Origin of the sequence: Mesorhizobium sp. M7A.F.Ca.US.011.01.1.1, from assembly GCF_003998295.1 — a bacterium.
Taxonomy (GTDB): domain Bacteria; phylum Pseudomonadota; class Alphaproteobacteria; order Rhizobiales; family Rhizobiaceae; genus Mesorhizobium.
Map to the genome: position 1 here is coordinate 71,349 of NZ_RZRT01000019.1, position 25,287 is coordinate 96,635.

At 62.8% G+C, this 25,287-nt stretch carries 28 protein-coding genes and 1 pseudogene; 16 read left to right on the forward strand and 13 right to left on the reverse strand.

All coding sequences use genetic code 11. From position 1 onward, the window contains the following. Positions 1-18 precede the first annotated feature (18 nt). On the reverse strand, positions 19-1,167 hold the full coding sequence (locus EOA13_RS18865) for an amidohydrolase (protein ID WP_127294856.1): 1,149 nt from the start codon (positions 1,165-1,167) through the stop codon (positions 19-21). A gap of 163 nt (positions 1,168-1,330) precedes the next feature. Continuing rightward, on the reverse strand, positions 1,331-1,774 hold the full coding sequence (locus tag EOA13_RS18870; protein WP_127294858.1) for an SRPBCC family protein: 444 nt from the start codon (positions 1,772-1,774) through the stop codon (positions 1,331-1,333). A gap of 441 nt (positions 1,775-2,215) precedes the next feature. Between EOA13_RS18870 and EOA13_RS18875 the strand changes: the two genes are divergently transcribed. Continuing rightward, positions 2,216-2,359, forward strand: coding sequence for a hypothetical protein (locus EOA13_RS18875; RefSeq protein WP_127294860.1), 144 nt, complete (start codon positions 2,216-2,218; stop codon positions 2,357-2,359). A 104-nt stretch (positions 2,360-2,463) separates the two neighbouring features. Here the strand turns inward: EOA13_RS18875 and EOA13_RS18880 are convergent, their stop codons facing one another. Continuing rightward, a complete protein-coding gene (locus EOA13_RS18880) occupies positions 2,464-3,156 on the reverse strand; it encodes a DUF2270 domain-containing protein (RefSeq protein WP_023809351.1) in 693 nt (230 codons plus the stop codon). A gap of 158 nt (positions 3,157-3,314) precedes the next feature. On the opposite strand from EOA13_RS18880, the gene EOA13_RS18885 reads away from it, so the two are divergent. Further along, a complete protein-coding gene (locus EOA13_RS18885) occupies positions 3,315-4,025 on the forward strand; it encodes a gamma-glutamylcyclotransferase (protein ID WP_127294872.1) in 711 nt (236 codons plus the stop codon). A 213-nt stretch (positions 4,026-4,238) separates the two neighbouring features. After that, a complete protein-coding gene (locus tag EOA13_RS18890; protein WP_127294874.1) occupies positions 4,239-5,390 on the forward strand; it encodes an acyltransferase in 1,152 nt (383 codons plus the stop codon). On the opposite strand, the gene EOA13_RS18895 is transcribed toward EOA13_RS18890, so the two are convergent. The 5 genes from EOA13_RS18895 to EOA13_RS18915 all read right to left on the reverse strand — a co-directional run bounded on the left by EOA13_RS18895 (position 5,377) and on the right by EOA13_RS18915 (position 11,844). After that, positions 5,377-7,356 carry a glycoside hydrolase family 127 protein gene (locus tag EOA13_RS18895; RefSeq protein WP_127294876.1) on the reverse strand — a complete coding sequence of 660 codons (1,980 nt, stop codon included), beginning with the start codon at positions 7,354-7,356 and terminating at the stop codon, positions 5,377-5,379. The genes EOA13_RS18890 and EOA13_RS18895 overlap by 14 nt on opposite strands. A gap of 23 nt (positions 7,357-7,379) precedes the next feature. Then, a complete protein-coding gene (locus EOA13_RS18900; protein ID WP_127294878.1) occupies positions 7,380-8,237 on the reverse strand; it encodes a carbohydrate ABC transporter permease in 858 nt (285 codons plus the stop codon). Continuing rightward, complete coding sequence (locus EOA13_RS18905; protein ID WP_127294880.1) at positions 8,237-9,157, reverse strand: sugar ABC transporter permease; 921 nt, start codon at positions 9,155-9,157, stop codon at positions 8,237-8,239. Before EOA13_RS18905 ends, EOA13_RS18900 begins: the two co-directional genes overlap by 1 nt. Before the next feature lie 332 nt (positions 9,158-9,489). Next, a complete protein-coding gene (locus EOA13_RS18910; protein WP_127294882.1) occupies positions 9,490-10,737 on the reverse strand; it encodes a sugar ABC transporter substrate-binding protein in 1,248 nt (415 codons plus the stop codon). Positions 10,738-10,800: 63 nt separating this feature from the next. Continuing rightward, on the reverse strand, positions 10,801-11,844 hold the full coding sequence (locus EOA13_RS18915) for a LacI family DNA-binding transcriptional regulator (RefSeq protein ID WP_127294884.1): 1,044 nt from the start codon (positions 11,842-11,844) through the stop codon (positions 10,801-10,803). A 597-nt stretch (positions 11,845-12,441) separates the two neighbouring features. On the opposite strand from EOA13_RS18915, the gene EOA13_RS18920 reads away from it, so the two are divergent. Beyond that, positions 12,442-12,645 carry a hypothetical protein gene (locus EOA13_RS18920; RefSeq protein WP_127294886.1) on the forward strand — a complete coding sequence of 68 codons (204 nt, stop codon included), beginning with the start codon at positions 12,442-12,444 and terminating at the stop codon, positions 12,643-12,645. 5 nt (positions 12,646-12,650) lie between these two features. After that, the gene (locus EOA13_RS18925; protein ID WP_127294888.1) at positions 12,651-12,842 is read left to right on the forward strand and encodes a hypothetical protein; all 192 of its coding nucleotides are present in this window, start codon (positions 12,651-12,653) and stop codon (positions 12,840-12,842) included. Positions 12,843-12,870: 28 nt separating this feature from the next. Here the strand turns inward: EOA13_RS18925 and EOA13_RS18930 are convergent, their stop codons facing one another. Together EOA13_RS18930 and EOA13_RS18935 are read right to left on the reverse strand one after the other, a co-directional pair. Then, complete coding sequence (locus tag EOA13_RS18930) at positions 12,871-13,137, reverse strand: DUF1488 domain-containing protein (protein ID WP_023809341.1); 267 nt, start codon at positions 13,135-13,137, stop codon at positions 12,871-12,873. Continuing rightward, on the reverse strand, positions 13,134-13,382 hold the full coding sequence (locus tag EOA13_RS18935) for a hypothetical protein (protein ID WP_023760015.1): 249 nt from the start codon (positions 13,380-13,382) through the stop codon (positions 13,134-13,136). Before EOA13_RS18935 ends, EOA13_RS18930 begins: the two co-directional genes overlap by 4 nt. Positions 13,383-13,632: 250 nt before the next feature. On the opposite strand from EOA13_RS18935, the gene EOA13_RS18940 reads away from it, so the two are divergent. The 3 genes from EOA13_RS18940 to EOA13_RS18950 all read left to right on the forward strand — a co-directional run bounded on the left by EOA13_RS18940 (position 13,633) and on the right by EOA13_RS18950 (position 16,410). Continuing rightward, positions 13,633-13,995 carry a co-chaperone GroES gene (locus EOA13_RS18940; protein ID WP_023809340.1) on the forward strand — a complete coding sequence of 121 codons (363 nt, stop codon included), beginning with the start codon at positions 13,633-13,635 and terminating at the stop codon, positions 13,993-13,995. Between the two features lie 33 nt (positions 13,996-14,028). Then, entirely contained in the window at positions 14,029-15,654 is a 1,626-nt protein-coding gene (gene groL, locus EOA13_RS18945) for a chaperonin GroEL (RefSeq protein WP_023809339.1), read from the forward strand. Positions 15,655-15,912: 258 nt separating this feature from the next. Continuing rightward, positions 15,913-16,410, forward strand: a complete 498-nt coding sequence (locus tag EOA13_RS18950) for a GAF domain-containing protein (RefSeq protein WP_127294890.1) — start codon at positions 15,913-15,915, stop codon at positions 16,408-16,410. Between the two features lie 149 nt (positions 16,411-16,559). On the opposite strand, the gene EOA13_RS18955 is transcribed toward EOA13_RS18950, so the two are convergent. The 3 genes and pseudogenes from EOA13_RS18955 to EOA13_RS18965 all read right to left on the reverse strand — a co-directional run bounded on the left by EOA13_RS18955 (position 16,560) and on the right by EOA13_RS18965 (position 19,179). Then, positions 16,560-17,621: a YeiH family protein gene (locus tag EOA13_RS18955; protein WP_127294892.1), complete on the reverse strand. Its 1,062-nt coding sequence runs from the start codon at positions 17,619-17,621 to the stop codon at positions 16,560-16,562. Between the two features lie 139 nt (positions 17,622-17,760). Further along, a complete protein-coding gene (locus EOA13_RS18960; protein WP_164780164.1) occupies positions 17,761-18,138 on the reverse strand; it encodes an ester cyclase in 378 nt (125 codons plus the stop codon). A gap of 149 nt (positions 18,139-18,287) precedes the next feature. Then, a pseudogene (locus EOA13_RS18965) lies at positions 18,288-19,179 on the reverse strand (LysR family transcriptional regulator). Between the two features lie 152 nt (positions 19,180-19,331). On the opposite strand from EOA13_RS18965, the gene EOA13_RS18970 reads away from it, so the two are divergent. The 8 genes from EOA13_RS18970 to EOA13_RS19005 all read left to right on the forward strand — a co-directional run bounded on the left by EOA13_RS18970 (position 19,332) and on the right by EOA13_RS19005 (position 25,219). Beyond that, positions 19,332-19,727, forward strand: coding sequence for a cupin domain-containing protein (locus tag EOA13_RS18970; RefSeq protein WP_127294896.1), 396 nt, complete (start codon positions 19,332-19,334; stop codon positions 19,725-19,727). Positions 19,728-19,783: 56 nt separating this feature from the next. Next, positions 19,784-20,119: a carboxymuconolactone decarboxylase family protein gene (locus EOA13_RS18975; protein ID WP_127294898.1), complete on the forward strand. Its 336-nt coding sequence runs from the start codon at positions 19,784-19,786 to the stop codon at positions 20,117-20,119. A gap of 5 nt (positions 20,120-20,124) precedes the next feature. After that, positions 20,125-21,114: an aldo/keto reductase gene (locus tag EOA13_RS18980; RefSeq protein ID WP_127294900.1), complete on the forward strand. Its 990-nt coding sequence runs from the start codon at positions 20,125-20,127 to the stop codon at positions 21,112-21,114. A gap of 52 nt (positions 21,115-21,166) precedes the next feature. Next, positions 21,167-21,724, forward strand: coding sequence for a flavodoxin (locus EOA13_RS18985; RefSeq protein WP_127294902.1), 558 nt, complete (start codon positions 21,167-21,169; stop codon positions 21,722-21,724). A gap of 63 nt (positions 21,725-21,787) precedes the next feature. Further along, a complete protein-coding gene (locus tag EOA13_RS18990; protein WP_127294904.1) occupies positions 21,788-22,528 on the forward strand; it encodes an SDR family oxidoreductase in 741 nt (246 codons plus the stop codon). 217 nt (positions 22,529-22,745) lie between these two features. Further along, entirely contained in the window at positions 22,746-23,225 is a 480-nt protein-coding gene (locus tag EOA13_RS18995; RefSeq protein WP_127294906.1) for a GNAT family N-acetyltransferase, read from the forward strand. Positions 23,226-23,240: 15 nt separating this feature from the next. Next, on the forward strand, positions 23,241-23,624 hold the full coding sequence (locus EOA13_RS19000; RefSeq protein WP_127294908.1) for an ACT domain-containing protein: 384 nt from the start codon (positions 23,241-23,243) through the stop codon (positions 23,622-23,624). A gap of 161 nt (positions 23,625-23,785) precedes the next feature. Further along, entirely contained in the window at positions 23,786-25,219 is a 1,434-nt protein-coding gene (locus tag EOA13_RS19005; protein ID WP_127294910.1) for an aldehyde dehydrogenase family protein, read from the forward strand. Positions 25,220-25,287: the final 68 nt, after the last annotated feature.

Genomic DNA, 25,287 nt, shown 5'->3' on the forward strand with positions numbered 1-25,287 from the left:
TATTAGAGTTGGCGCAGGTCAGCCCAGCAAATTACGTGCCGTGCGCATGAAGATCCTCGACCCGATCGGGATCAGGTCGTCGGGAAAGTCATAGTCGGGATTGTGCAAGGCAGGGTGCCGCTCGCCTGCACCGAGGAAGAACATCGCCGACTTGGCACTATGGCCGAACAGGCCGAAATCTTCAGAGGCGCGCATCGGCAGGGCTTCTTCGCCGTGCGCGACGCCCTCTTCATCGAGCGCGCGCCTCAGATGCTCCACCGCGTCCGGCGCGTTGACGCTGGCGACGAAGATCTCGTGATAGTCCCAGCGGACGGAAAGGCGATGCTCGCCCGCGATCCTGGCGACCAGTGCTTCGGCAGCAGCGCACAGGTTTGCCATGCGCTCGTCACGCCGGGTGCGCAGCGTTGCCCACACCTCGGCGTGAGCCGGCGCGATGCCGAACACGGCTTCGCCCATTGCGGCATGGGTGACCGTCAGCATGGAGAAGTCGTCATCGGCGAAGGTCCCGCGCCCGAGCGCCGGCAGCGCCGGCATCAGCTCACTGATCGCCAGCATCGGCGAGATGCCGGTCTCCGGCATGGACGAATGGGCGGTCTTGCCTTCCAGCACGATGCGCATGCCGCGTGATGCACAGTTGACCACGCCGGCTTTGAGCCGCACCTCGCCGAACGGCACGCCGGGCAGGTTGTGCAATGAGAAAGCGAAATCCGGTGCGATCTCGCCGAAGCGCGGATCGGCGACGACGCCAGCCGCGCCATTGCCGGTTTCCTCCGCCGGCTGGAACATCAGCACGATGCGGCCGCTTGCAGGCCTCTCGCGCCCCAACTGACGGCCGAGGGATGCCAGGATCGCGGTGTGTCCGTCATGGCCGCACATATGCGACTGGCCCGGTACGCGCGACGAATGCGGCACGCCTGAAAGTTCTTCGATAGGCAAGGCATCGAGTTCCGAACGGAACAGCACCGTCGGCCCCGCTTTGCCGCTGTCATATATGGCCGCGACGCCATGCCCGCCGAGCTGTGTCAGCACCTTGTCCGGCCCCGTATCGGCGAGGAAGGCGACGACCTCCTTTGCGGTCTTCTCCTCTTCATTCGAGATTTCCGGTTGCTGATGCAGCTTGCGCCGCCATTCGGTTAGTTCGACAATGTCTCGATTGGTCAAAGTCATGCTTTTTCAGCCTCCGCTGCACTCTTCATTTCATTGACACGTCCAGTCCCAGGGGGTGTCAAACGCAATGATAAATTGCTAGCGATAAAGGGCAGTTCCCGCCACAGTCCAAGTTTCGGGCTTCGGCAGGCCAGAAACGACCGTTCTCCCAGCCATTCTCAGCCTATTGATTGATCTCGGGCTCGACGAGCTTTGCCAGATTTCTGAGCGACTCCTGCCAGCCGAGATAGCAGGCCTCGACCGGAATGACGTCCGGAATGCCCGCCTGGGTGATGTCGATTTCAGTGCCGACCGACACTTTTTTCAAGACCACGGTCACTCGTATCTCGCCGGGCAGGTTGGGATCGTCGAACCTGTCGGTGTAAAGCAGGCGCTCGCCCGGAACAAGTTCGAGATACTCGCCGCCGAAGGAGTGGCTGTCGCCGGTGGTGAAATTGCGGAACGACATCTTGAACGTGCCGCCGACCTTTGCCTCGAAACTATGGACCGTGCAGGTGAAGCCGTTTGGCGGAAGCCACTTGGCCAGCGCGTCCGCTTCAACGAAGGCGCGATAGACCTTTTCCGGGCTGGTCGTCAGAACGCGGTGCAAACGTACGGTGCCGGGCATTGCTGGATCCTTTCATGATGCCTGTTCGATACCCCAAGGACGGACGAAGGCTAGCCAGTCCGACATTGGTTTGCGAATTTTTTGGGTTTGCAAATTTTTTGAGGGCGCACGGCCTGCGTACCCACAGTCATACCGTTCGACCCCGCGCCTGTCGGGCGAGGTGGCGGACGAACTGCACCGGCTCTGGAGCTGGCGTTCACCTGCTAAATCGGGTTCCTGAGCCATCTTGTTGTTCAGGCGCGGTTTTCCCGATTGGCGCGAACGGCCGCGCGTCCGCGGCCAATGCTTCGTGTGCCGCTAAATAGGGCAGCGCGTCTTTGCCGTCCAAGTGCCGATCATTAGAATTTGCATCTGATCAGAGTTGATTTCCTATCTGGCCGTTAATGCGGCCATGCTGTTAATCAGCGCTTGCTAATAAGTCTTTCGAACCTGAGGCAAGCAATGACCAAGAACCTCGGCAATGCACGTCATACGCCAGCGAAGGACCAGCAGGTCTCCCTTCTTGGCAAAGCCGCGCCGGCACTTTTTCCGCTGGTCGTGGCGGCACTGGGCTACATGATTGGCAGGCAGTTCTTCGGCATCTAGCCGCGAAGACAGGTCTTCCGTTCCCCAAGCGTCCCGGCGGACCAACCATGTCAACGCCGCGGGGCGCCGTTGACATTGCAGCGGCGTGTCGCCGGACATCAACGTCAAACATGCACGTCGCCAAAGGACAGTTCGCCGTCGTCGCCGGCCGCAAAGAAGGCGAAGGCGAGCAGCCCGACATAGAAAGCCGCCACAAAGACCACGATCGCCACACCGGGAATCGGGCCAAGGGCGGCGCTGTCTACGGCCTCGCGAAGCGAGCCGACAAAGCCGGTCCTGACACCTGCGGACTGAAGGCTGGGGGTCGATATCTTCAGCACCCAGGCCAGCAGCAGGATCAGGAAGAGATAGAGGTAATTTCGCCGCAGGCGGCGCGCCAGCGCGACACGTTGCGACAGCAGGAATTTCGGCGCGCGCAGGCCTTCGCCGACGATGAGCAGCCAATCCGAGGCGAAGTCGGGTTGCGGAGAGAAGATCTGCGCGAAATAGTGGCGCTCGAACTGGCGCACGCGAGCCCGATAGAAATCGAAGAACCGATAGCGGCGCGCCTCGATCCACAGCAGCAGCAGGATGAGCAGCATGGCGAACAGCAGAACGCCGTGATGCGCACTGGCTGTCGACAGCGACACAGAAAGCAGCGCCGCCACCACGGTGATCGCCCAGTTGGTCGTCCTGTCCAGTCGGTCGCGCCATCCCGCCATGCGAGCGATCTCGGCGCGGTGGAAATGGGACAGCGTGTTGACGCGCTCCGCCGATGACAGGACGGGGCCAGCGGGCTTTGCCGACGCGTCGTTCATGGCATCCTCCGGCAAGGAACAGAACAGTTTGCCGGCAACATCGTTCCAAGACGCGTCACGCAAGAGCGGCATCGGCCACTCGTGATCTATCTCGGCTGCACGGCCCTTGAGAATCCTTCAGCCTTCGGCAACATGGCGGTAGGACTGGGAGCGCGAAGATGAGCAAGGCTATTTCCACCGCATCATCGAGGGTCCCGCGCAAGGCGCCGATGGCGCTGACCGAGGATCTCATCGCGCGCACCATGCGTGCTGTCGAGGATGCCGGGCCGACGCCGGGCATGGTTCACATGACCGATGCCGACTATGCGCGCATCCGCGACGAGGTGCTGGCCGGCGCTCCGGCCGGGCCGCTGAAACTATTTGCCTATGGCTCGCTGTTGTGGAAGCCCGCCGGCGAGGTGAGGGGCGGAGAACGCGCGGTGGCCAGCGGCTGGCATCGTTCGTTCTGCTTCACGGTGCAGCGTTTTCGCGGCACGGTCGAGCAGCCCGGCCTGATGATGGCGCTCGATCGCGGCGGCCAGTGCCAGGGCATGGTGTTCGAGATCGCGGAGCCGGTGGCGGCTAACCTCGAAGCGCTGCTGCGCCGCGAAATGACCATCCTGCCCGCCGTCAACGTGCCGCGCTGGCTGCAGGTCAGGACCGAAGGCGGCCCATGTCGCGCGCTTGGCTTCGTCGTCGATCCCGCCAATCCGCGTTATGCCGGCAAGCTCGACAAGCAGGCGATCGCGGCGACGCTGGTGACAGCCGCCGGTCATTGGGGCTCGGGCGCGCAATATCTTTTCGAGACGATCCGCCACCTCGAAGCCTGCGGCATCCGCGACCGCAATCTGTGGCGGTTGCAGGAATTGGTGCCGTGGAGATCGGGCTGACCATCGCCCAGAAGTGATCCGCCCAGAAGTGATCCGTTCAGACGCGGCACGCTTCAGTCGTGTTCGGCCTCGGATGTTTGCAGGCCACAGCACCTTGCGAAGCAAATCTCTGATTTCGGAAGTCTCTACAGTGAGGATTTAATGAATTGAAAACAGTTCTGGCCCAACGATGACCTGAACACCGGCGCAGGACACGGTGCGCGTAGGCCAATCATGAAATCCTCGACCGGAGAGCATTACCCAGCGCTGGATCATGTTCGTGGCCTGGCGGCCTTTCTTGTCTTTTCCTGGCATTTCCTTCATGCGTCTCCTGAAGGCCCGGTGCCTTATGACTTCATGCCGGCTCTTCCCCTCTTCAGCGTTCTGGATGAAGGGCATACTGGCGTTTCCCTGTTCATGGCGCTTTCCGGGTACCTGTTCGCCAAGCTGCTCGATGGAAAGCAGATCAACTATCTGCCCTTCTTTGCCAACAGGGCCCTCAGGCTGCTTCCGCTTCTGCTGGTCGTGATATGTATCGAGGCTTGCCGCAGGTACCTGGCCGGACAGTCCCTCGACGGGTATTTCACGGGCGTCGGATTGGGGTTTCTTTTTCCCACCCTCCCGAATGGCGGCTGGTCGGTAACGATCGAAGCGCACTTCTACCTGTTGCTGCCGTTCTTGCTGATGGCATCCAGGCGGTTTGTGTTCGCGCCCTTGCTGTTCATCGCGGCAGCCATTGTGCTGAGGTCCGTCCTGTATGTGCAGATCGGCGAAGTGCAGTCGGTGGCGTCCGTAACCATCATAGGCCATGCGGATCAGTTCCTGGCCGGCATTCTTGCCTTCCACCTGCGTGCCCACGCGAAGAACCAACACTGGCTGGCGCTGGCCGTTCTCATGGCTTTTTCGGGGTTCTTCTGGTGGTTCGATGCAGCCGGCGGATTTTACCAGCTGGGCCGCTATCCGTCGCCTCATTGGATATGGATCATCCTGCCGACCCTGGAGGCGGCAGCCTATTCATTCGGCATCGCCTACTACGACACGAGCTTTTCGAAAAAGCGAACAAGCCCGCCGTTCAGGATACTGGAGAAGGCGGGGGCCTACAGCTATTCGATCTATCTTCTGCACCTGTTCTTCGTCATGCAATTGGCGGCGTTCATAGACACGAATGTCATGAGCATCAGCAATTTCTACGTCGCATGCCTCTGGTCCGCATTGTGCTTCGTGGCGACGATCCCGATCGGCTATCTCAGCTACACGTGCGTCGAGGCGCCATTCCTGCGCCTACGTCTGCGCTATATGGACCGAAAGCCCGAAACTGCGGCATCGACCGCGGCTGAGCTTGGATCGGTTATCGCCCGTAGACCGACCTCGTTCAGCCGTCCCTGAGCCACACCAGCATTTCGCCGGGCTCGCGGTTGTCCCAGGCGAAATAGGGAATGGCGGTCAGGCGCGTCTCGGCGGTGGTCGGCGGCTCGGGCCTGTAGAGCCCGTCCTGCCAGCCGTCGGGGACATCGGCAAGTGCCGCGGTCGACAGCGTCACCACGCCGCCGAGAAGTTCCGGCCGCTGCTGCGCTTCGATGGTGGCCGTCCGCGGCAGCGTCAGGCGATGCGGCTGGCTGTCATTGTCTGATGCCTCGACGCAATAGATCAGCGGGCCGCGTGACAGCGCGACGCGGCCGGCATCCTGGCGCACCTGCGGGTTGGCATAGAGCCGCTCGATCGGCATTTCGAGATCGAGCCGGACATCATCGCCCTTCGTCCATGTTCGCTTGATCGCGGCGTAGCCGTCGCTGGTGATCTCAGCCGGCTTGATGGCCTCGCCGTTCACCTTCAACTGGGCACTGGCGCTCCAGGCGGGAATGCGCAGGTGCAAGGTGAATTCGACCGGCGCCTGCGGTTCGAGCGCGATCTCGACGGCGCCGTCCCAGGGATACCTGCTCGTCTGCGTCAGGCTGGCCGGGACGCCTGATATGTCGAAGCGAGCTGTCGAGTCGCCATAGAGATGAACGGCCAGCGCATCGTCGGCCAGGCTGTAGAAATAGCTGCCGATCGAAGCGACCATGCGCCCGATATTGGGCGGGCAGCAGGGGCAGCGGTGCCATTTCCAGCGGTTGTGGGCGCCCCGGCTTTCCAGCGGGTTCTCGTAGAAGAACAGCGAACCGTCGAGCGACAGGCCCGAGATCGAACCATTGTAGAGCGCGCGTTCCATCATGTCGGCGTAGCGCGCGTTCGGCCCCATGCCGAGCATGCGGCTGGCCCAGAACACAAGGCCCACCGCTGCGCAGGTCTCGGCATAGGCGCTCTCGTTGGGCAGGTCGTAGTCGCTGGTGAACCCCTCATTGTGCGCCGATGGTCCCAGTCCGCCGGTGACATAGAGGCTCTTGGTGGTGAGATCGTCCCACAGAAGGTCGAGTGCGGACCGTAGCGTGTCGTCGCCATATTCGGTGGCGATGTCGGCCATGCCCGAATAGAGGTACATCGCTCTGACCGCATGGCCGACGACCTTGTGCTGTTCGCGCACCGGGATGTGCGACTGGCTGTATTCATAGGTCTTGAAATGATAGGCCTTCGGGTCGGCGCCGCGGGCGCGGGCCTCCTCGTCGAAATAATGTGGCTGCTGCCCGCGCTGGTCGATGAAGTATTTGGCCAGCTCCATGTATTTCCGCTCGCCGGTCACCCGCGCCAGCTTGACCAGTGCCAGCTCGATCTCCTCATGACCGCAATAGCCCTTCTTCTTGCCGGGCTCGGGGCCGAGCACGGACGCGATATGATCTGCATAGCGGCACATGATATCGAGCAGCTTGCGTTTTCCCGTCGCCTGGTAGTAGGCGACCGCGCCCTCGATCAGGTGGCCGGCGCAATAGAGTTCGTGGCAGTCGCGCAGATTGGTCCAGCGCTTGCCGGGCTGGATGCGCTGATACCAGCTCGAGAGATAGCCGTCCTCCTGCTGCAGCTTGCCATACATGTCGATGACGGCATCGATCTTCTTCTCCAGTTCGGGGTTCTTGCGCCGGTAAAGCGAATAGGCCGCAGTCTCGATCGTCTTGCCGAGATCGGAATCCCAGAACATCTGCGTGGTCACCGTCGATCCGGTGAATTCCGCGCCCTGGCGATCGGCTTCGTCGGGAGAGGGCGAGTGAAAGGGGATGACTATGCCGGGCGAGGGGCGGTCCGGATCGATCTGCTCCAGCATGCGGGCCTCGACGCAGCGCTCGTAGAGGATGTCGGCGGTGCATGTGGCGACAGCGTCGGCGCGGTCGCCCCAGAAGCCGTACACGTCGACCTGCGGCACCGGCAGCGGGCGGAAGGCGAGCTTCGGGTTTCCGGTTTTTGCGGATGGCGATGCGGTCATGAAACTTACTCCATTCGGTCTGTCTATTTGACGGCCCCGGCCATCAGGCCGCGGATGTAGAAGCGCTGCAGCGCCAGGAACAGGATCAGGCACGGCACCATCATCACGGTGACGCCAGCCTGCACCGCGCCCCAGTCGATGGCGCCGAAGCGGCCCGACTGCAGTGCGGTCATCATCACCGGCAGCGTGAACTTGGATTGGTCGGTCATCAGCACGAGGGCGGCGAGGAATTCGTTCCAGGCGCCGAGGAAGGCAAACAGGGCGATGGTGACGACGCCCGGCCAGACCAGCGGCAGCATCACCTTCAAAAGCATTGTGAGATTGCTGGCACCGTCCATGCGGGCGGCCTCCTCGATTTCGCGCGGCACGGCGTCGAAGGCGTTGCGCATCATGAAGATCGAGAACGGCAGTTGCAGCGTCACATAGACGCCGACCAGGCCGGTCAGGGTGTTGTGCAGGCCAAGCTTGGTCAGCACCAGGAAGATCGGCGTCAGGATCGACTGGAACGGGATCATGATCGTCGACAGGATGAGGATGAAGAACAGGTCCTTGAACGGAAACCGAAACCGCGAAAAGCCGTAGCCGGCCAGCACGCTGACGGCGACCGAGAGCACGACGGTCATCACCGAGACATAGATGCTGTTTTGCGCCGAAGCCCACAGCCCGTCACCGAAGCTGTTGAGCGTGGCATAGTTCTCCAGCGAGAACCCCGACGTCGGCCAAGGCGGCAGCGGCGGCAGGCGTGCTTCGGCCGCCGGCTTGAACGCCGACAGCACCGCCCAAACAATCGGCGCGGCAAACAGCACCGAGGCGATGATGCCGGTCGAATGCTCTGCGACGCGGCTCAGGAGCCGGCGGCTACGGGAGGCGGCCTGCGCCATCAGTCGAGACCCTCCGGCTTGCGCAACAACCATAGCTGGACGAGGCTGAGCGCCACCAGGATAACCAGCAGCACCATGGAAAGTGCCGCGCCATAGCCGAGCTTGAACGACACGAAGGACTGGTTGAAGATCCAGTAGACCGCCGTCAGCGTCTGGTTGCGCGGGCCGCCGCGCAGGATGATGTAGAATTGGTCGAAGGCGAGGATCGAGCCGGCGACCGACAGGATCAGCGCCAGCGCCAGCGTGCGACGCATCAGCGGCAAGGTGATCGCCCTGAACCTGGCGAAAGGCCCGGCACCGTCGATGACGGCCGCCTCCTGCAGGTCCTGCGGGATCGATTGCAGGCCGGCCATCAGGATAATCATGGTGAAGCCGGCGACCTTCCAGACAACCATGGCGATGATCGACCAGAAGGCCGGCTGGAAGGTGGCCAGAAGGTTGAACTTTCTGTCGATCAGTCCGAGGTCGTAAGCGGCCGGGCTGAACAGGCCGGAATCGACATTCAGCAACCACGACCAGAGCAGGCTGGCCGAGGCGAAACCGACAACCGCCGGCATGAAGAACATGGTGCGGTAGAGATTGGTCAGCGGCCGCGGCCGTTCGACGAACAGCGCCAGCGGAAAGGCCACCACGAAGATCGCGATGGTGACGATCACCGTGTAGAAGGCGGTAAAGCGCAGCGCGTTCCAGAACCTGGTGTCGCGCAGGATGGCGACGTAATTGCCGAGGCCGATATAGCTGTGCTCGCCCATCAGCGGCCAATTGTGCAGCGACATCCACGCCGTCATGCCGAGCGGGATCAGGAAAAAGACGACGACCAGCGCGACAGCCGGCGCGACATAGAGCAGGCCGATCCATTGTTGGCGGCTGGCGAGTTTGCCGATGCGCGGTGCGGTGGTTGCTACTGCGATGGAGGTCATGGCTGCTCTGCTCTTGCTTTCCGTTCCCCTTGTGAGGAGGGAATTCCAGCTTGGGTTCCTCGCCCCTGCCAGAGGCGGGGGAGAGGTGGCCGCGAAGCGGCCGGAGAGGGGGCCTTCGTAGGGCGCAGTCCCCCTCTCCGTCTCGGCTTCGCCGAGCCACCTCTCCCCCACTCACGTGGGGGCGAGGAACCCAAGTTGGATAGGCCGAGCGGATGTCTCAAAGCTTCCATGTCGAATAGCCTGCATTGACGGATGCGATGTCATCCTCCCCTCAAGGGGAGTTGGGGCGGCCACCCGCCCAGGGAGACAGGCGGGCGGCCGGCAGGCGTCCGCTATTTTTGCGGCGCCTGGTCGATGATCGACTGCATCGTCTCTTGTGCGTTGGCTATGGCGCCATCGACATCGTCGCCGAAGAAGACCTCGTTGATCATCTGCGTCCACGGCCCGTTGGCGGAGTTGATCAGGTCGTTGAACACCACCGAATAGGGTGTCTTGCCCTTGGCCATGGCCTCGGCGGCGATCTGGTAGCGCGGATCGAGATCCTTCAGCGCCTCCTTGGCGATGTCGCCGCGCACCGGCAGGCTGCCGTATTTGGCGAGGATGGTCTGGCCCTCGAGCGAATAGGCGAAGTCGAGGAACTCCTTCACCACCGGCAGTTTCGTGGTGCCCTTGGTGACGACGAAATTGTCGCCGCCGGCAAAGGACGACCAGCCGCTGTCCTTGCCCGGCAGGAAGGTGACGCCGTAGTCGATATCGGGATACTGGGTGTTGAGCGCGCCGATGGCGAAGGCGCCGGACGGCGAGATGCCGATATTGCCGGCGGCAAATGCCGCAAAGAAGTTGGCGCCGGTATCGGTCTGCGCGCCCGCCGGCACCAGATCCTCCTTGACCATCGAGCGGTAGAGATCGATGGCGCCGCGCAGCTGCGGGCTGTCCAGCGTCGCCTTCGAGCCGTCTTCGCTCAGGATGTCGCCGCCCGACGCCCAGATCAGGGGTGTGAAAGTGAAGATGTTGCAGCCGCCGCAATTGCCGGAGAAGTAGAAGCCCTTGATGTTGCCGCCGAGCGCGTTGACCTTCTCGGCATCGGCCGCGATCTCGGCCCAGTTGGCCGGACCTTTTTCGGGGTCGAGGCCGGCCTGCTTGAACAGCTTCTTGTTCCAGATCAGCACCGAGGCGTCGGCGGAGAAGGGCAGGCCATAGATGTGATCCTTGTAGGTGCCGGTCTTCACATGCGCCGGCGACAGGCTGGCAAAATAGGGCAGGGACTTTGCCCAGTCGGTGATGTCCTCCAATTGGCCGGCTGCGGCGAAGGACGGCGTGTAGATCAAGTCGAGCGACAGCGCGTCGGGCGCCGTGCCGCCGGCGGCCGCGGCACCGTATTTCGGGATGATCTCGGCATTGGGAATGATGTCGAGCTTGACCTGGTTGGTGTGCGCCTTGTTGTAGGCATCGACGATCCTCGGCATGAAATTCGAGCCGTCGGCGCGCACCCAGATGTTGGCCGTCTCGGCGGCGGCAGTGCCGAGACCGCCACCCAGAACGGCAGCGGCCAGGGTCAGTTTGGCAATCAGGTTCCTCATGTTCTCCTCCTCCAAGGTTGGCCGCGATCCGCGGCTTGGCGCCGATTGCGCGGCGCTTCGTTTTCAGCCACCCGGCGGATGGCCGCATGACTGCCGCACCACCAGCCGGCACGGCAGTTTTCGAATGCCTGGCGCGGCGGGCTTGCCGCCGACCAGCGAAAGCAGGGTCAACCCGGCCTCGCGCCCGAGCGCGACCAGGTTCATGTCGACAGAGGTCAGCGGCGGGCGCGTCGCCTCGGCCACGATCTCCCAATTGTCGAAACCGATGACGCCGACATCACTGGGGACGTCGAGCCCGCGTTCGCGCAGAGCATCGATGACGCCGCGCGCGATCTGGTCGTTGCCGCAGAAGATCGCGTCCGGCCTTTCGCTTTTGCCGTCGAACAGTTGCGCAACCGCCTGGTGACCCCAGGCTTCCGACCAGGAGCCGAGCAGCGGCTCGCTGACCGTCAGGCCGTTTTCGACGAGCACGTCGCGGTAGGCCTGGACGCGCGCGTGCACCACGGCAAAGCTCGCCGGCCCGGTGACGTGGGCGATGCGCTTCCGGCCCAGCCGGCAGAAATGCTCGACGGCCAGCCGGGCGCCGCCAACATCGTCCGAGACGAAAGCGACGGCGTCGGGATCTGGCTGCGTGAAAGCATAGATCACCGGGACGCGCAGATCGGAGAGGTCGACGGGGAGATGGCGATCGATGCGCTTGCCGGTGGCGATGATGCCGTCGACGCGCTTGTCGAGCATGGCGTCGACATGCATCTGGCCCAGCCGCGGATCCTCCTCGACATTGCACAGGAACACCGAGACGCCATTGTCGACCAGCGCGTCCGAAATGCCCGACATCAACGGCAGCGAGAAGCGGCCATAGGTATCGTTGGTGAGCAGGCCGACGGTGAAGCTGCGCCGCCGGAGCAGGCTTTGCGCCAGGCTGTTGGGCCGGAAACCGAGCCGCCGGGCGGTCTCGCGAATGCGTTCGCGCGTCTCGGCTGTCATCCGGCCCTGGCCGTTGAGCGCCTTGGATGCGGTGGCGACGCTGACTCCGGCCTGGGCGGCCACGTCACGCAAGGTGACTGGCTTGGAAAAGACCGGAACAGGCAGATCGTCCGATGGCATCGCGCCGAGATCCTTGGTTGGAAAAAGGTTTTCTCTTGCCGAGCCGGATGAGGCCCGGCAGGTGGCCGAGCCCGACGACGATTGATTGGGAAAACCTTTTCTCAAATGAAGCTAAGCCAGATCGAATCGCTGTTCAAGGGGAAAAAAGTTGGTGGGGCCTCGGCTCCTCGGGAAGCGAGGTCCGGCAAAGGGTTGGCGCGGCCGGGCGGCAAACCTGGCCGCCAGATGTGCTGGCGGACGCTCTGAAAATCGTGCCGAAATTCTGAACAATCCCTCGAGATTAACCTTTCCGTAAATATTTGGCCGCTACTTCGACAGCCATGGCCTCGTGGCGGAGCGGCTACGCTGGAGACGGCAAATCTCTGAAGCCTCGGTTCGATCCCGAGGCGAGGCCTCCAAAATTTCGTGTCGAACAGCAGTCCCAATCTGGCCCGAGGGCAGTCAGTCCCCGCGAGATCCGTGCGTTTCGAAGGCGGTGCGGACCGGCCGTCAAAGCAGTCCTGTCTTGAATTTGGCATGCAGGCGCTCGCGAAAAAAGTGCTATGGAAGGGGTGCGAGCGTTCTTGCTTCGCTTTTCCCTGACATTCGAGGCCTTTCGTGCGTGAACCGTCGCTGCTGCCCGTCTTTGGAAAACTTGGCCTCAAGGCCCCTGTCGCCTTGGCGGCGGCACCGGTCTCGTCGGCAGGTGTGTCGTACCTGCGGAAGCTTCTGGCCGTGCATGGCGGCATGGTGCTGAAACTGTCGGTCGTCGCCTGGACGGTGCTGATCCTGGGCGCCGTGTTTTTCACGATGCAAGGCTGACCGCCATGGCCAACCGTTACACGCTGCGCATGGAGCTTCCCCAGAGCTGGAGCATCATCGATGTCTTCACCGGCCAGCCTGCGGTTGTCCGGCAAATGGTGATGGTCGGGATGGGGCCGCGCGAGGCCGAGGACATGGTCGTGCAGATGAATGTCCGTGACGTCAAACGCCGCGAAAGGGCCGAGCGCAAGACCTGATCGCGGTCAGCGCCAACTCGCCGCCATTTCAGCCGAAATCGGCCGCCGTCAGCACATACATGCTCTTGCGGGTGCGGTCATAGGCCTTCGACGCCACCTCGCGGATGGCGCTGCTCTCGGTGTCGAATGTCTGGAGATAACCGGCTTCATCGGCAGCAGTGCCCGGCCGCATCTTGGCCATGGCGTCGGCAGCGACGGAAAACGAGATCTGGAACATGCCGTCATGGCCAACGAAACGAATGCGCTGGCCCGCTTCGTCATAGCTGCGGCTGCGGTTGGGAAAGGTGAGGCTCATGTCTTGGCCTCCGTGGCTTTCTTGGTCACCCGCTTCTTCTTCGGCGTCGGATTGAGGGCCTCGGCGACACGATCGGCCTCTTCCTTGGCCAGCCGAAGCTCCCTCAGCCTTGCCGTCTTGATCTCCCTGGCTCTTGCCTCGGACATATATTCGGCGGTCGCCTTGTTTTTCTCCGCTGTCTTCTTCTGCTTGTCGACAAAGCGGGCTTCAGCTTTTTCCATGATCGTCTGATTGCCTTCGGCCATCGAAGAAATCTCCCTTGTGCCTGAAATCGTGAAAGTGAACTTGTCCGATAAATAGGCGCTCGATCGGCAAAATTCAATCTTTTGAATTATTTGACATTCTGCGGATATCACGAAACGGCCAGCCGAAATAATACTTTTGAATATTTAATGCGGTCCGCGAATAATTTTTGGCACTCCTATCTATCGAGTGCCAACGCGTCTATAGAGGAGGGGCGTGGCCGCCTGTGCCGGCCCCAGAAAGAAAGTTCCCATGAAATTTCGGCCACTCCACGACCGCGTCGTCATTCGTCGCGCCGAAGGCGATATCAAATCCAAGGGCGGGATCATCATCCCCGACACTGCCAAGGAAAAGCCGCAGGAGGGCGAAGTCATCGCCGTCGGGCCTGGCGCACGCGACGAAAACGGCGCGCTTGTTCCGCTCGACGTCAAGGCCGGCGACTTCATCCTGTTCGGCAAATGGTCGGGCACCGAGGTCAAGATCGACGGCGAGGACCTGCTGATCATGAAGGAAGCCGACATCATGGGCGTCATCGACAAGAGCGAGACTGGCATCATCGACAAGGGCGAGACGGCTGCAACCGACAAGACCGTGGCCGCCAAGAAAGCTGCCTGATCTCATTTTCTCCGAACGAACGGGATAAAAATCATGTCTGCCAAGGAAATCAAATTCTCCACCGATGCGCGCGACCGCATGCTGCGCGGCGTCGAGATCCTCACCAATGCGGTGAAGGTCACGCTCGGCCCCAAGGGCCGCAACGTCATCATCGACAAGGCCTATGGCGCGCCGCGCATCACCAAGGACGGCGTCACCGTCGCCAAGGAAATCGAGCTTGCCGACAAGTTCGAGAACATGGGCGCCCAGATGGTGCGCGAAGTGGCCTCGAAGACCAACGACCTCGCCGGTGACGGCACCACCACCGCCACGGTGCTGGCCGCCTCGATCCTGCGCGAAGGCGCCAAGCTGGTCGCCGCCGGCATGAACCCCATGGATTTGAAGCGCGGCATCGACCAGGCGGTTTCCGCCGTGGTCAAGGAAATCCAGGCGCGCGCCAAGAAGGTCAAGTCGTCGGCCGAGATCGCACAGGTCGGCACCATCGCCGCCAATGGCGATGCCAGCGTCGGCGAGATGATCGCCAAGGCGATGGACAAGGTCGGCAATGACGGCGTCATCACCGTCGAGGAAGCCAAGACCGCAGAGACCGAACTCGATGTCGTCGAAGGCATGCAGTTCGACCGCGGCTATCTCTCGCCCTATTTCGTCACCAATGCCGACAAGATGCGCGTCGAGCTGGAAGAGCCCTACATCCTCATCCACGAGAAGAAGCTCGGCAATCTGCAGGCGATGCTGCCGATCCTCGAAGCGGTGGTGCAGAGCGGCAGGCCGCTGCTGATCATCTCCGAGGACGTCGAGGGCGAGGCTCTGGCGACGCTGGTCGTCAACAAGCTGCGCGGCGGCCTCAAGGTCGCGGCCGTCAAGGCGCCGGGCTTCGGCGATCGCCGCAAGGCGATGCTGGAAGACATCGCCGTGCTGACATCAGGCCAGATGATCTCCGAGGACCTCGGCATCAAGCTTGAAAACGTCACCATCGAGATGCTCGGCCGCGCCAAGCGTGTGCTGATCGAGAAAGACACCACCACGATCATCGACGGTGCCGGCACCAAGGCGACGATCCAGGCGCGCGTCGCCCAGATCAAGGGCCAGATCGAGGAGACGACCTCCGACTACGACAAGGAGAAGCTGCAGGAGCGGCTGGCCAAGCTCGCCGGCGGCGTAGCCGTCATCCGCGTCGGCGGCGTCACCGAGTCGGAAGTCAAGGAAAAGAAGGACCGCATCGACGATGCGCTGAACGCCACCCGCGCGGCGGTCGAGGAAGGCATCGTGCCCGGCGGCGGCGTGGCTCTGCTGCGTGCCCGCTCGGTGCTTGGCGGCCTGACCGGCGCCAATGCCGATGTCACGGCCGGTATCACGATCGTGCTGCGGGCGCTCGAAGCGCCGATCCGCCAGATCGCCGAGAATTCCGGCGTCGAAGGCTCGATCGTCGTCGGCAAGCTCACCGACAGCAAGGATCACAATCAGGGTTTTGACGCCCAGAACGAGGTCTATGTCGACATGATCAAGGCAGGCATCGTCGATCCGGCGAAAGTGGTGCGCACCGCACTGCAGGATGCCGGTTCGATCGCAGCCCTCCTGATCACCGCCGAAGCGATGATCACCGACATCCCGCCGAAAGACGCTGCCCCGGCGGGCGGCGGCGGTATGGGCGGCTACTAAAACCCGGGACTTGTCCGATCTGTTTGAGAGGTGAATGACGGCTCCGATCGGGGCCGTCATGATTCTCAAGATGATCGATCGCAAAGTTTACGCATAGCTGCCTGCCATCCGGCTCAGCGCCGGGAGGCACTCCTGATCTTGCGGCTTTCGGAGGGGACGCAATCCACGCTAGACTGTTCCAGCGGCCGTCTGGTTGCGGAGCTCGCCGACTTTGGCAAGCGATCGGACGAACCGCTATCCTCGATACGGAGACAAGCCATGTTTGCGGCCAAGGCCATCGACACGTCAGACAAGGCCGCGTTCTACCGCGACCTCGCCACTCAGCTTAAGGCGCTGCTCGACGGCGAGCGCGATTCGATCGCCAATGCGGCCAACACCGCCGCGCTGATCTTCCAGATGGTGCCGGATCTCAATTGGGCCGGTTTCTATTTCCTGCAGTCGGACGAGGAAATGGTGCTCGGGCCGTTCCAGGGCAAGCCGGCCTGTGTGCGCATCGCCGTCGGCAAGGGCGTGTGCGGAACGGCGGTCGAACTCGGCACCTCGATGCTGATCAAGGACGTGCATGATTTTCCCGGCCACATCGCCTGCGATGCCGACTCGCGCTCGGAACTGGTGGTGCTGCTCGAGGACGATGAAGGCGTCTTCGGCGTGCTCGATCTCGACAGTCCGCTGCCCGGCCGCTTCGACAAGGCCGACCAGGCCGGCATCGAGACGCTGGCGGCGATCTATGCCGCGGCGAGTTCGTTCGAGGACTAGGGCATGTTGAGATTCAGGTGAGGCCGGCCTGCGAACGGCGGCTTCCTGCGCTTCCGGTGCTCACGTACTTAAGTACGCTCCGCTCCGGTTCTCGGAAGCCATCGTTCTCGCCCCGGCCTGACCTGAATCTCAACATGCCCTGGCCCGGTCTAAACTAAGGCGAACTTCACCAGCAGCAGGCTGAAGCAGCCGATGAACAGGAAGGCCGAGAAGGCGAGCGCCAAGGGGCGCAGGCCGCGTGAGCGCAACTGCGAGATGTCGGCCTGCAGGCCCATGGCGGCCAGCCCCATGGTCAGCATGATGGTGGTGGCGAGCGCCATTGCCGATTTCACCTCGGCCGGCACGGTGACGAGGCTGTGCAGCGCCACGATGGCGACGAAGGCGGCGACGAACCACGGCATGGGCGGCCGCGCCGCCACCTCACTGCTGCTCCTGCGGCGCGCCATCAGGCCGAGCGCGACGACCATCGGCGCCAGCATGGCGACGCGGGTCAGCTTGGCGACGGTGGCGATCTCGCCGGACTGGGTGCCGTTCTGGAAGCCGGCGCCGATGACTTGCGCCACTTCATGGATCGAGGCGCCTGCCCACAGGCCGAAAGCGTGCTGGTCGAGGCCGAGCATGGGCGCCATCAGCGGGAAGCCGAGCATGGCGACGGTGCCGAACAAGGTGATCGAGGCGACGGCGTAGGTGACGTCCTCGTCGCGCGCATCGGTGACGATGTTGGTGGCGACGATGGCCGAGGCGCCGCAGATCGAGGTGCCGGCGGCGATCAGCTGCGCCAGCTTGGCGTCGACGCCGATCAGCCGACCGAGCGTGATGGTGAAAACGAAGGTGGCGCCAAGCGTGGCCGCGACAATGCCGACGCCGCCGGCGCCGATCGAGACGACTTGGCCGAGCGTCAGCTGGAAGCCGAGCAGCACGATGGCGAAGCGCAACAGGCGCTTTTGCGAGAATGCGATACCGGCTTTGGCGTGCACCGGTGTGCCCAGCACGTTGGAGTAGATCATGCCGGCGACGACGGCGAGGATCATCGGGCTGAACAGCGCGAAGCCGGAAACATTGCGGGCCGAGAAGGCGACCGCAGTGATCATCGTGACCAAGACGATGCCGGGGACGATGCCATTCCAATTGAGGGATTTTCGCCCTTGGGTCAGATCGGCAGGAAACGCGCTTTTCGGAATATCGTTCGCGAAGTGGGAAACGGAAGACAATGCAATGCTCCGGACGGGTATGCCGGAGGAATGCCATTTCTCAAATAATCTTTCCAACTAATTATATTCGTCATAATGATCGATTTTTACGAACGATCGGTCGGGCATTGGCTGCGCGTCATCTTCTGGCCGACCTGGATTAAAGCTGCGCTTCGATGGCCGCCTTGTCGATCACCGACCAGACGTTCCTGATCCTGTCGTCGAGGAATTCATAGAAGACGTTCTCGCTGAAGGACACCTTCCTGCCGTTGATGGGCAGGCCGAAGAAGGTTCCCTTCGGCGTGCAGTTGAACTGGAGCCGGCTGGCTATGAACGGCGGTGCGGCAATCAGCAACTGGATGTCGAAATAGAGGTCCGGGATTTCCCGAAAATCGCGCCCCAGCATTTCTTGGTAACCCGACAGCCCGACGCGGTCGCCATTGTAGTGCACCTCGTCATGAACGAAGCGATGCAGCTTCTGCCAGTCCTGATTGTTGAGGCAGGCGATGTAGCCTCGATAGAGGTCTGTCACGGTCACGGCGATAGCTCCGGATTTCGTCAGATCTGCTCGATCCGGAAGATAGAACGACTGCGGGCGCAGTCCAGATGGAGAGCCTGTTCCGAATCCGGATGGGGCTCTATCTGCTCGTTTTGAGCATGATCTTTTCCGGAAACTCGGTTCCTATTCTACCTGCGGTAGCGCAGCGCGTCGACCAGCAGCGAGAAGGCCGGCGTCGCTTGCCGGCGGCTGGGGTAATAGAGGTGGTAGCCGGGAAAGGGCGCGCACGTCGGCGAGCACCCGCACCAGCCGGCCGTCGGCCAGATGAGCCGTCACCTGCTCCTCCGGCAGATAGGCAAGGCCGAGGCCGGCGAGCACCGCGTTCATGCGCAGCGCGGCCGTGTTGAACACAAGCTGGCCTTCGACCCGCACCTTCAGCTCGCGCCCGGCCTTCTCGAACTCCCAGGCGTAGAGCCCGCCATAGGTGGGCAGCCGCAGATTGATGCAATTGTGGGTGGTCAGATCCTGCGGCGTGCGCGGCTTTGGCCGGGTGGCGAAATAGGCTGGCGAGCCGACAACCGCCATGCGCATGTCGGGAGCGATGCGTACCGCGATCATGTCGCGCGCCACCTGTTCGCCCAGCCTCACGCCGGCGTCGTAGCGCTCGGCGACGATGTCGATCAGCCCATAGTCGACGATGATCTCGACCCTGATGTCGGGATAGTTGGGCAGGAATTTCGCCAGGGCGGGCCACAGGACCGCATCGGCGGCATGCTCGCCGGCGGTGATGCGGATGGTGCCGGCGGGTTTTTCGCGCAAGGCGCTGAGTGCAGCGATCTCGGTCTCGATCTCGTCGAGCCTCGGACCGACGGAGCGCAGCAGGCGCTCGCCCGCTTCGGTCGGTGAGACGCTGCGCGTGGTGCGGGTCAGAAGCCTGACGCCAAGCCGTTCCTCCAGCGCCCGCACCGTGTGGCTGAGCGCCGATTGGGAAACCCCGAGCTTGGCCGCCGCCCTGGTGAAGCTTTCCTCGCGCGCGACGGCGAGGAAGGCGGTTAGCTCATTCAGATTGTCTCGCGGCATTCATGAGCCCCTTTCATAAGATCATGCTGGATATAGCACCTAATCGGCACCAATCGCAGACCCTAGATAGGCGTCATCACACCGGGCGCCTCTACCGGCCGCCTCTGAAGACCGGCGGTCGTGTCACGCCTGTTGCCAGGAAGGGACAAACCATGGACATCACGCGAAACGGCTCTCAAGCCTCGGCCAAGGGATCGGCCGACTATTTCACCGGCGCGGTGCGCATCGACGCGCCCTTCAAGGGCGGCGAGCCCGCCCGGGTCGGCGGCGCCACCGTGACTTTCGAGCCCGGCGCGCGCACCGCCTGGCACACGCATCCGCTTGGCCAGACGCTGATCGTCCTATCGGGCGCCGGCCTGGTGCAGCGCGAAGGCGGCCCTATCGAACCGATCCTTCCCGGCGACATCGTCTGGTTCGCGCCCGGAGAGAAGCATTGGCATGGCGCCGCGCCGACCACCGCGATGAGCCACATCGCTATCGCCGAAGCGCTCGACGGCAAGGTCGTCGACTGGTTGGAGCATGTCAGCGACGAACAATACGGGGTTTGACCAAGTATCGGCGCGTGGCGCCGAGTCAACGCCCGAACTCTACGAAGGAGACCACCATGACCGACGTTCCAAGGCTAAAAAGCCCATTCTCCGATATCGCTCCCGCGCTCGGCAGATACACCGACGAGGTGTTGTTCGGCGACGTTTGGGAGCGTCCCGGCCTGTCGCCGCGGGACCGCAGCCTCGTCACCGTCACCAGCCTGATTTCGGGCTACCGGATCAATGAAATGCCTTTCCACATGAAGCGCGCGCTCGACAATGGCGTCACCCGCGACGAACTCATCGAAACCATTACGCATCTCGCCTTCTACGCCGGTTGGCCTGTTGCAAGTACTGCGATCGGCATTGCCCGGAAGGTCTTCGAACAAGCCGACGCCGAGAAGAAGGGATAACGACAATGCAGAAGCGCACACTTGGAAACAGCGGGCTCGAAGTTTCGGCCATCGGACTGGGCTGCATGGGGATGAGCCAGTCATACGGGCAGCCGATGGAGACGGCGGATGCGGTCCACCTGATCAGGGCGGCGTTCGAACGTGGCATCACCTTCTTCGACACCGCGGAGGTCTATGGACCGTTCACGAACGAGGAGGTCGTCGGCGAGGCGCTGCAGCCGATCCGCGACCAGGTGGTGATCGCCACCAAGTTCGGCATCGACATCGCCGGGACAGCCGGACACGATGGCATGGACAGCCGGCCGCAGCATATTCGTGATGTCGTCGAGGCCTCGCTCAGACGGCTCAGGACCGACCACATCGACCTTCTCTACCAGCACCGCGTCGATCCGGTCGTGCCGATCGAAGAGGTGGCGGGCGCTGTGAAGGACCTGATCCTGCAGGGTAAGGTAAAGCATTTCGGTCTATCAGAGGCGGGCGTGCGCACGATCCGTCGCGCGCATGCGGTACAGCCGGTGGCGGCGGTCCAGAGCGAATATTCGCTCTGGTGGCGTGAACCGGAAGAGGCGATCCTGCCGGTGCTTGAAGAGCTGGGGATCGGCTTCGTGCCCTTCAGCCCGCTAGGCAAGGGGTTCCTCACCGGCGCCATCGATGCCAGCACGACATTCGACAGCAGCGACTTCCGCAACACCGTGCCGCGTTTTGCAGAAGACGCCCGCAAGGCGAACCAGGCGCTGGTCGACGCGATCGGCGTGATCGCGGCCCAGAAGAAGGCGACGTCAGCACAGGTCGCTCTCGCCTGGTTGCTGGCGCAGAAGCCCTGGATCGTTCCGATCCCCGGCACCACCAAGCTCAATCGCCTCGAAGAGAACATCGCATCGGGCACCATCGCGCTGACGGCGGACGATCTTGCCAACATCGAGAATGCGGTCTCGGCGATCGCGGTGCAGGGAGCGCGCTATTCTCCGCAACAGGAAGCAAGGATCGATCGTTAGCCAAGCCTAGGAGAGCGCGATGAGCCAACCGGTCTCAAGACGGAGTGCACTTATGACCATGCTTGCACTGCCACTGGGTGCCGGATCGAGCCGGCCCGCCAGTGCGTCGAGCGCGCGGCGAGCGGGCGGCGCCAAGGTGCTGGTGGCCTACTACACCCGCACCGGCAACACGCGGGTCATCGCGCGCCAGATCAGCAGGCCGCTCGCAGCGGATATTTTCGAGATCGCGACCGTCGATCCATACCCGGAAGACTACAAGCAGCAGGTTGCGGTGGCCGAGCAGCAGCGGGAGTCCGGTTTCGAACCGGCGCTGGCCGCCACGGTGCCTGATATCGGATCCTACGAGACGGTGTTCCTCGGATTTCCGATCTGGGGCATGACCGCGCCTTCGGTGATCCGCTCCTTCCTGTCGAAACACGATCTGTCCGGCAAGACATTGGTGCCGTTCATCACCCATGGCGGCTACGGAACAGGGCAAAGCCTGAAAGTCTTCGCAGATCATGCACCAGGGGCTCGGCTCATCGAGGGTTTTTCCAAGCAGTGCGACCAGGAACGTCAGACGCTTGACGAGGTCACCGGCTGGCTCGGTCGGGTCGAATTGCCCGGCTGAGCCGCTAACGCGAACGCCCAGGCTGCCGTGGGCAGCGAAGCTCAAAATCAGAAGGAAGAGATCATGGCCGAGAACATCGGGGACAAAGTCGTCGTCATCACTGGCGCCAGCAGCGGGCTGGGCGAAGCCGCCGCACGGCTTCTGGCCAGGGAGGGTGCGAAACTGGTCCTGGGGGCGCGCCGCCTCGACCGGTTGCAGGCGCTGGCCGGCGAGCTTTCACTTGGCGAGGACGCCATCCTTCAGACCGACGTCACCGATGTCAGCCAGGTCCGGCGTCTGGTCGACCATGCGGTCAAGACGCACGGCCGCGTCGACGTCATCATCAACAATGCCGGCCTCATGCCGCACTCGCCGCTGGAGCGGGGCAAGGTCGAGGACTGGGACCGGATGATCGACGTCAACATCAAGGGCGTGCTCTACGGCATTGCCGCCGCGCTGCCGCACATGAAAACGCAAAAGAGCGGTCACATCATCAATGTGTCGTCGGTCGCCGGCCACAAGGTTGGGCCGGGCGGAGCGGTCTATGCCGCCACCAAGCACGCGGTGCGTGTCATCTCGGAAGGGCTGCGGCAGGAAGTAAAACCCTACAACATCCGCACCACCATCATCTCGCCGGGTGCGGTGGCGACCGAGCTGCCGGACAGCGTCACCGAGGCCGATGTCGCCGAAGGCGTACGCGCGCTCTACGACCGGGTGGCCATCCCGGCCGATTCTTTTGCCAGGACGGTGGTGTTCGCCATGAGCCAGCCCGACGAGGTCGACATCAACGAGATCCTGTTCAGGCCAACGGCGCAGGAGTATTAGAAGCCGTTGTAGGTGTCTTGACGCGCCGCGCTTCCTGTTCCAGCTTGACGCTATGTTCGTTCCTGCACTCACAAATACCAAGCGACGCCGCACCTGCACAGTGCGGAGCGGCAGACTGATTGCGCGACGACAAAGACCGGCAGGATAGACCCGGTTCGTTCGTTTCCAGCCCCGTCCGCGAAATCGCCGGCGGGGTTTTCATGTCTGGAGCAGCTTCATGACCATCGCTTCTTCCATCCGGCTTCGGCCGGCCGAGCCCGCAGACGCCGCCGCGATCCGGGATATCGTTCGTGCCGCCTATGTCAAATGGGTGCCGGTGATCGGCCGCGAGCCGCTGCCGATGCGCGCCGACTACGACAAGGCCGTTGCCGAGCATCCGTTCGATCTCGCCGTCGAGGATGGCGGCATTGTCGGGATGATCGAAACCATGCTGGCCGACGATCACCTCTGGATCGAGAATGTCTGCGTGGCACCGGATGCGCAGGGAAGGGGGATCGGCCGGCTGTTGCTTGAGCTGGCCGAGCGCAAGGCGATCGAAGCGGGCCGCCTCGAGCTTCGCCTGCTGACCAATGGCGCCTTCGAGGCGAATGTGTCGCTCTACAAGAGGCAGGGCTATGTCATCGATAGGGAAGAGCCGTTCATGAACGGCATGACGGTCTACATGAGCAAGAAGCTCGCGGGATCACCGGCGATCTGAGAAAGGAGTTCGACAATGGCTGCCAGGGTCAGGCTTAAGCAACTCTCAGGGTTTTATGCGGTTTCCCGGCTGGCGGCGGGCGAGATCATTCCCGGTTGGGCGGACGGGCCAGGCTTCGTCAGCATCACAAGGACTGACGACGAGCTTTCGATCGTTTGCCTGCAGGACCGCGTGCCGGATGGCGTCAAGCAGGATATCGACTGGGTGGCCTTCAAACTCGAGGGCCCGTTTGCCTTCGATGAAACCGGTATCGTGCTGTCGGTTATCAGGCCATTGTCGGAAAACGGGTTGGGCATCTTCCTGGTGTCCACTTTCGATGGTGACCATCTGTTGGTGAAAGCGACGGATCAGGCCGCCGCGAGGCGGTTTCTGGTCGAGGCCGGGCATATCTTGCTGTAGTCCATCCTCACCAAGCCGGTTGGCGGTCCAACCCCTCTGGCTCAATCACTGCCGCGCTGGCTCAACGACTTCGGGGGTTGCGTTTGACAGCGGCGTTTGTGCATCGTTATCTCCAGCCAGATATGACGGCCCGGCGCGGCCATGCGGCCAAGGAGAAAACCATGTCACACAATCTGCAATTCTATATCGATGGCGCGTGGGTCGATCCTGTTGTGCCCAACATATTGGACGTCATCGATCCCTCGAATGAGGACGCCTTTGCGCAGATTTCGCTAGGCTCCAAGGCCGATGTCGACAAGGCGGTGGCTGCCGCCAGGCGCGCTTTCAACAGCTTTGGTTTCACCGAGGTTGGTGAGCGGCTCGACCTGCTGAACCGCATCATCTCGGTCTACAAGAAGCGCAGTGGCGATCTTGCCGTCGCTGTGTCGCGCGAGATGGGCGCGCCGCGCCAGATGGCATTGGACAGCCAGGTCGGCATCGGTCTTGCGCATCTGCAGAAGATGGCCGACGTGCTGAAGACTTTCGAATTCCGTCACGTCAAGGGCAACCATCTGGTGGTCAAGGAGCCGATCGGCGTCGTCGGGCTGATCACGCCGTGGAACTGGCCGCTCAACCAGATCACCTGCAAGGTCGGTCCAGCGCTTGCCGCCGGCTGCACCATGGTGCTGAAGCCCTCCGAGATCGCGCCGCTCGACGCCATCATCTTCGCCGAAATCCTCGACGAGGCCGGCGTGCCGAAGGGTGTCTTCAACCTCGTCAATGGCGACGGTCCCGGCGTCGGCCAGGCGCTGTCCAGCCACCCCGACATCGACATGATGTCGTTCACCGGCTCGACCCGCGCCGGCATCCTGGTGGCCAAGGCGGCCGCCGACACGGTCAAGCGCGTGCATCAGGAGCTTGGCGGCAAGTCGGCCAATATCCTGTTCCCCGATGTCGACCTCGCCGCCGCCGTCAGCAAGGGCGTCGCCGGCTGCTTCAGCAACAGCGGCCAGTCTTGCAACGCGCCGACGCGCATGTTCGTGCCGCGCGACCGCCATGACGAGGCGGCCGGCTATGCCAAGGCCGCGGCGGAAAAGTTCACCGTCGGCCCCGCTGACGCCGCCGGCACCAAGCTTGGCCCGGTCGTCAGCCAGGTCCAGTTCGACAAGATCCAGGACCTGATCCAGGCCGGCATCGATGAAGGTGCGACGCTGGTCGCCGGCGGCCCAGGCCGGCCGGCCGAACTCAACCGCGGCTACTATGTCAGGCCGACGGTGTTCGCCGACGTCACCCACGAGATGCGCATCGCGCGCGAGGAGATCTTTGGGCCGGTGCTGGCGATCATGCCCTATGACAGCGTCGACGACGTGGTCGAGACCGCCAACGACACCGTCTATGGCCTCGCTTCCTACATCCAGGCCAAGGACATGAAGAAGGCGCGCGAAGTCGCGGCGCGCATGCGCACCGGCAATGTCTACATCAACTATCCCCAATGGGACGCCGGCCTGCCGTTCGGCGGCTACAAGCAGTCGGGCAACGGCCGCGAGTATGCCGAATACGGGCTCGAGGATTTTTTGGAGATCAAGGGCATCGCGGGGTATGAGGCGGCGGAGTAGGCGGGGTACTGGCGGCAACCTTCCAGGATTTGGATTCCTCGCCCCCGCAAAGCGGGGGAGAGGTGGCC

Bases quoted from the DNA above. Each gene is read 5' to 3' on its own strand.
- EOA13_RS19005 (WP_127294910.1), top strand. From the start codon at position 23,786: ATGTCACACAATCTGCAATTCTATATCGATGGCGCGTGGGTCGATCCT.
- EOA13_RS18880 (WP_023809351.1), bottom strand. From the start codon at position 3,156: ATGAACGACGCGTCGGCAAAGCCCGCTGGCCCCGTCCTGTCATCGGCG.
- EOA13_RS18910 (WP_127294882.1), bottom strand. From the start codon at position 10,737: ATGAGGAACCTGATTGCCAAACTGACCCTGGCCGCTGCCGTTCTGGGT.
- groL (WP_023809339.1), top strand. From the start codon at position 14,029: ATGTCTGCCAAGGAAATCAAATTCTCCACCGATGCGCGCGACCGCATG.
- EOA13_RS18990 (WP_127294904.1), top strand. From the start codon at position 21,788: ATGGCCGAGAACATCGGGGACAAAGTCGTCGTCATCACTGGCGCCAGC.
- EOA13_RS18885 (WP_127294872.1), top strand. From the start codon at position 3,315: ATGAGCAAGGCTATTTCCACCGCATCATCGAGGGTCCCGCGCAAGGCG.
- EOA13_RS18915 (WP_127294884.1), bottom strand. From the start codon at position 11,844: ATGCCATCGGACGATCTGCCTGTTCCGGTCTTTTCCAAGCCAGTCACC.
- EOA13_RS19000 (WP_127294908.1), top strand. From the start codon at position 23,241: ATGGCTGCCAGGGTCAGGCTTAAGCAACTCTCAGGGTTTTATGCGGTT.
- EOA13_RS18865 (WP_127294856.1), bottom strand. From the start codon at position 1,167: ATGACTTTGACCAATCGAGACATTGTCGAACTAACCGAATGGCGGCGC.
- EOA13_RS18905 (WP_127294880.1), bottom strand. From the start codon at position 9,157: ATGACCTCCATCGCAGTAGCAACCACCGCACCGCGCATCGGCAAACTC.
- EOA13_RS18950 (WP_127294890.1), top strand. From the start codon at position 15,913: ATGTTTGCGGCCAAGGCCATCGACACGTCAGACAAGGCCGCGTTCTAC.
- EOA13_RS18875 (WP_127294860.1), top strand. From the start codon at position 2,216: ATGACCAAGAACCTCGGCAATGCACGTCATACGCCAGCGAAGGACCAG.
- EOA13_RS18970 (WP_127294896.1), top strand. From the start codon at position 19,332: ATGGACATCACGCGAAACGGCTCTCAAGCCTCGGCCAAGGGATCGGCC.
- EOA13_RS18985 (WP_127294902.1), top strand. From the start codon at position 21,167: ATGACCATGCTTGCACTGCCACTGGGTGCCGGATCGAGCCGGCCCGCC.
- EOA13_RS18935 (WP_023760015.1), bottom strand. From the start codon at position 13,382: ATGGCCGAAGGCAATCAGACGATCATGGAAAAAGCTGAAGCCCGCTTT.
- EOA13_RS18870 (WP_127294858.1), bottom strand. From the start codon at position 1,774: ATGCCCGGCACCGTACGTTTGCACCGCGTTCTGACGACCAGCCCGGAA.
- EOA13_RS18940 (WP_023809340.1), top strand. From the start codon at position 13,633: ATGAAATTTCGGCCACTCCACGACCGCGTCGTCATTCGTCGCGCCGAA.
- EOA13_RS18995 (WP_127294906.1), top strand. From the start codon at position 22,746: ATGACCATCGCTTCTTCCATCCGGCTTCGGCCGGCCGAGCCCGCAGAC.
- EOA13_RS18890 (WP_127294874.1), top strand. From the start codon at position 4,239: ATGAAATCCTCGACCGGAGAGCATTACCCAGCGCTGGATCATGTTCGT.
- EOA13_RS18975 (WP_127294898.1), top strand. From the start codon at position 19,784: ATGACCGACGTTCCAAGGCTAAAAAGCCCATTCTCCGATATCGCTCCC.
- EOA13_RS18925 (WP_127294888.1), top strand. From the start codon at position 12,651: ATGGCCAACCGTTACACGCTGCGCATGGAGCTTCCCCAGAGCTGGAGC.
- EOA13_RS18895 (WP_127294876.1), bottom strand. From the start codon at position 7,356: ATGACCGCATCGCCATCCGCAAAAACCGGAAACCCGAAGCTCGCCTTC.
- EOA13_RS18930 (WP_023809341.1), bottom strand. From the start codon at position 13,137: ATGAGCCTCACCTTTCCCAACCGCAGCCGCAGCTATGACGAAGCGGGC.
- EOA13_RS18980 (WP_127294900.1), top strand. From the start codon at position 20,125: ATGCAGAAGCGCACACTTGGAAACAGCGGGCTCGAAGTTTCGGCCATC.
- EOA13_RS18900 (WP_127294878.1), bottom strand. From the start codon at position 8,237: ATGGCGCAGGCCGCCTCCCGTAGCCGCCGGCTCCTGAGCCGCGTCGCA.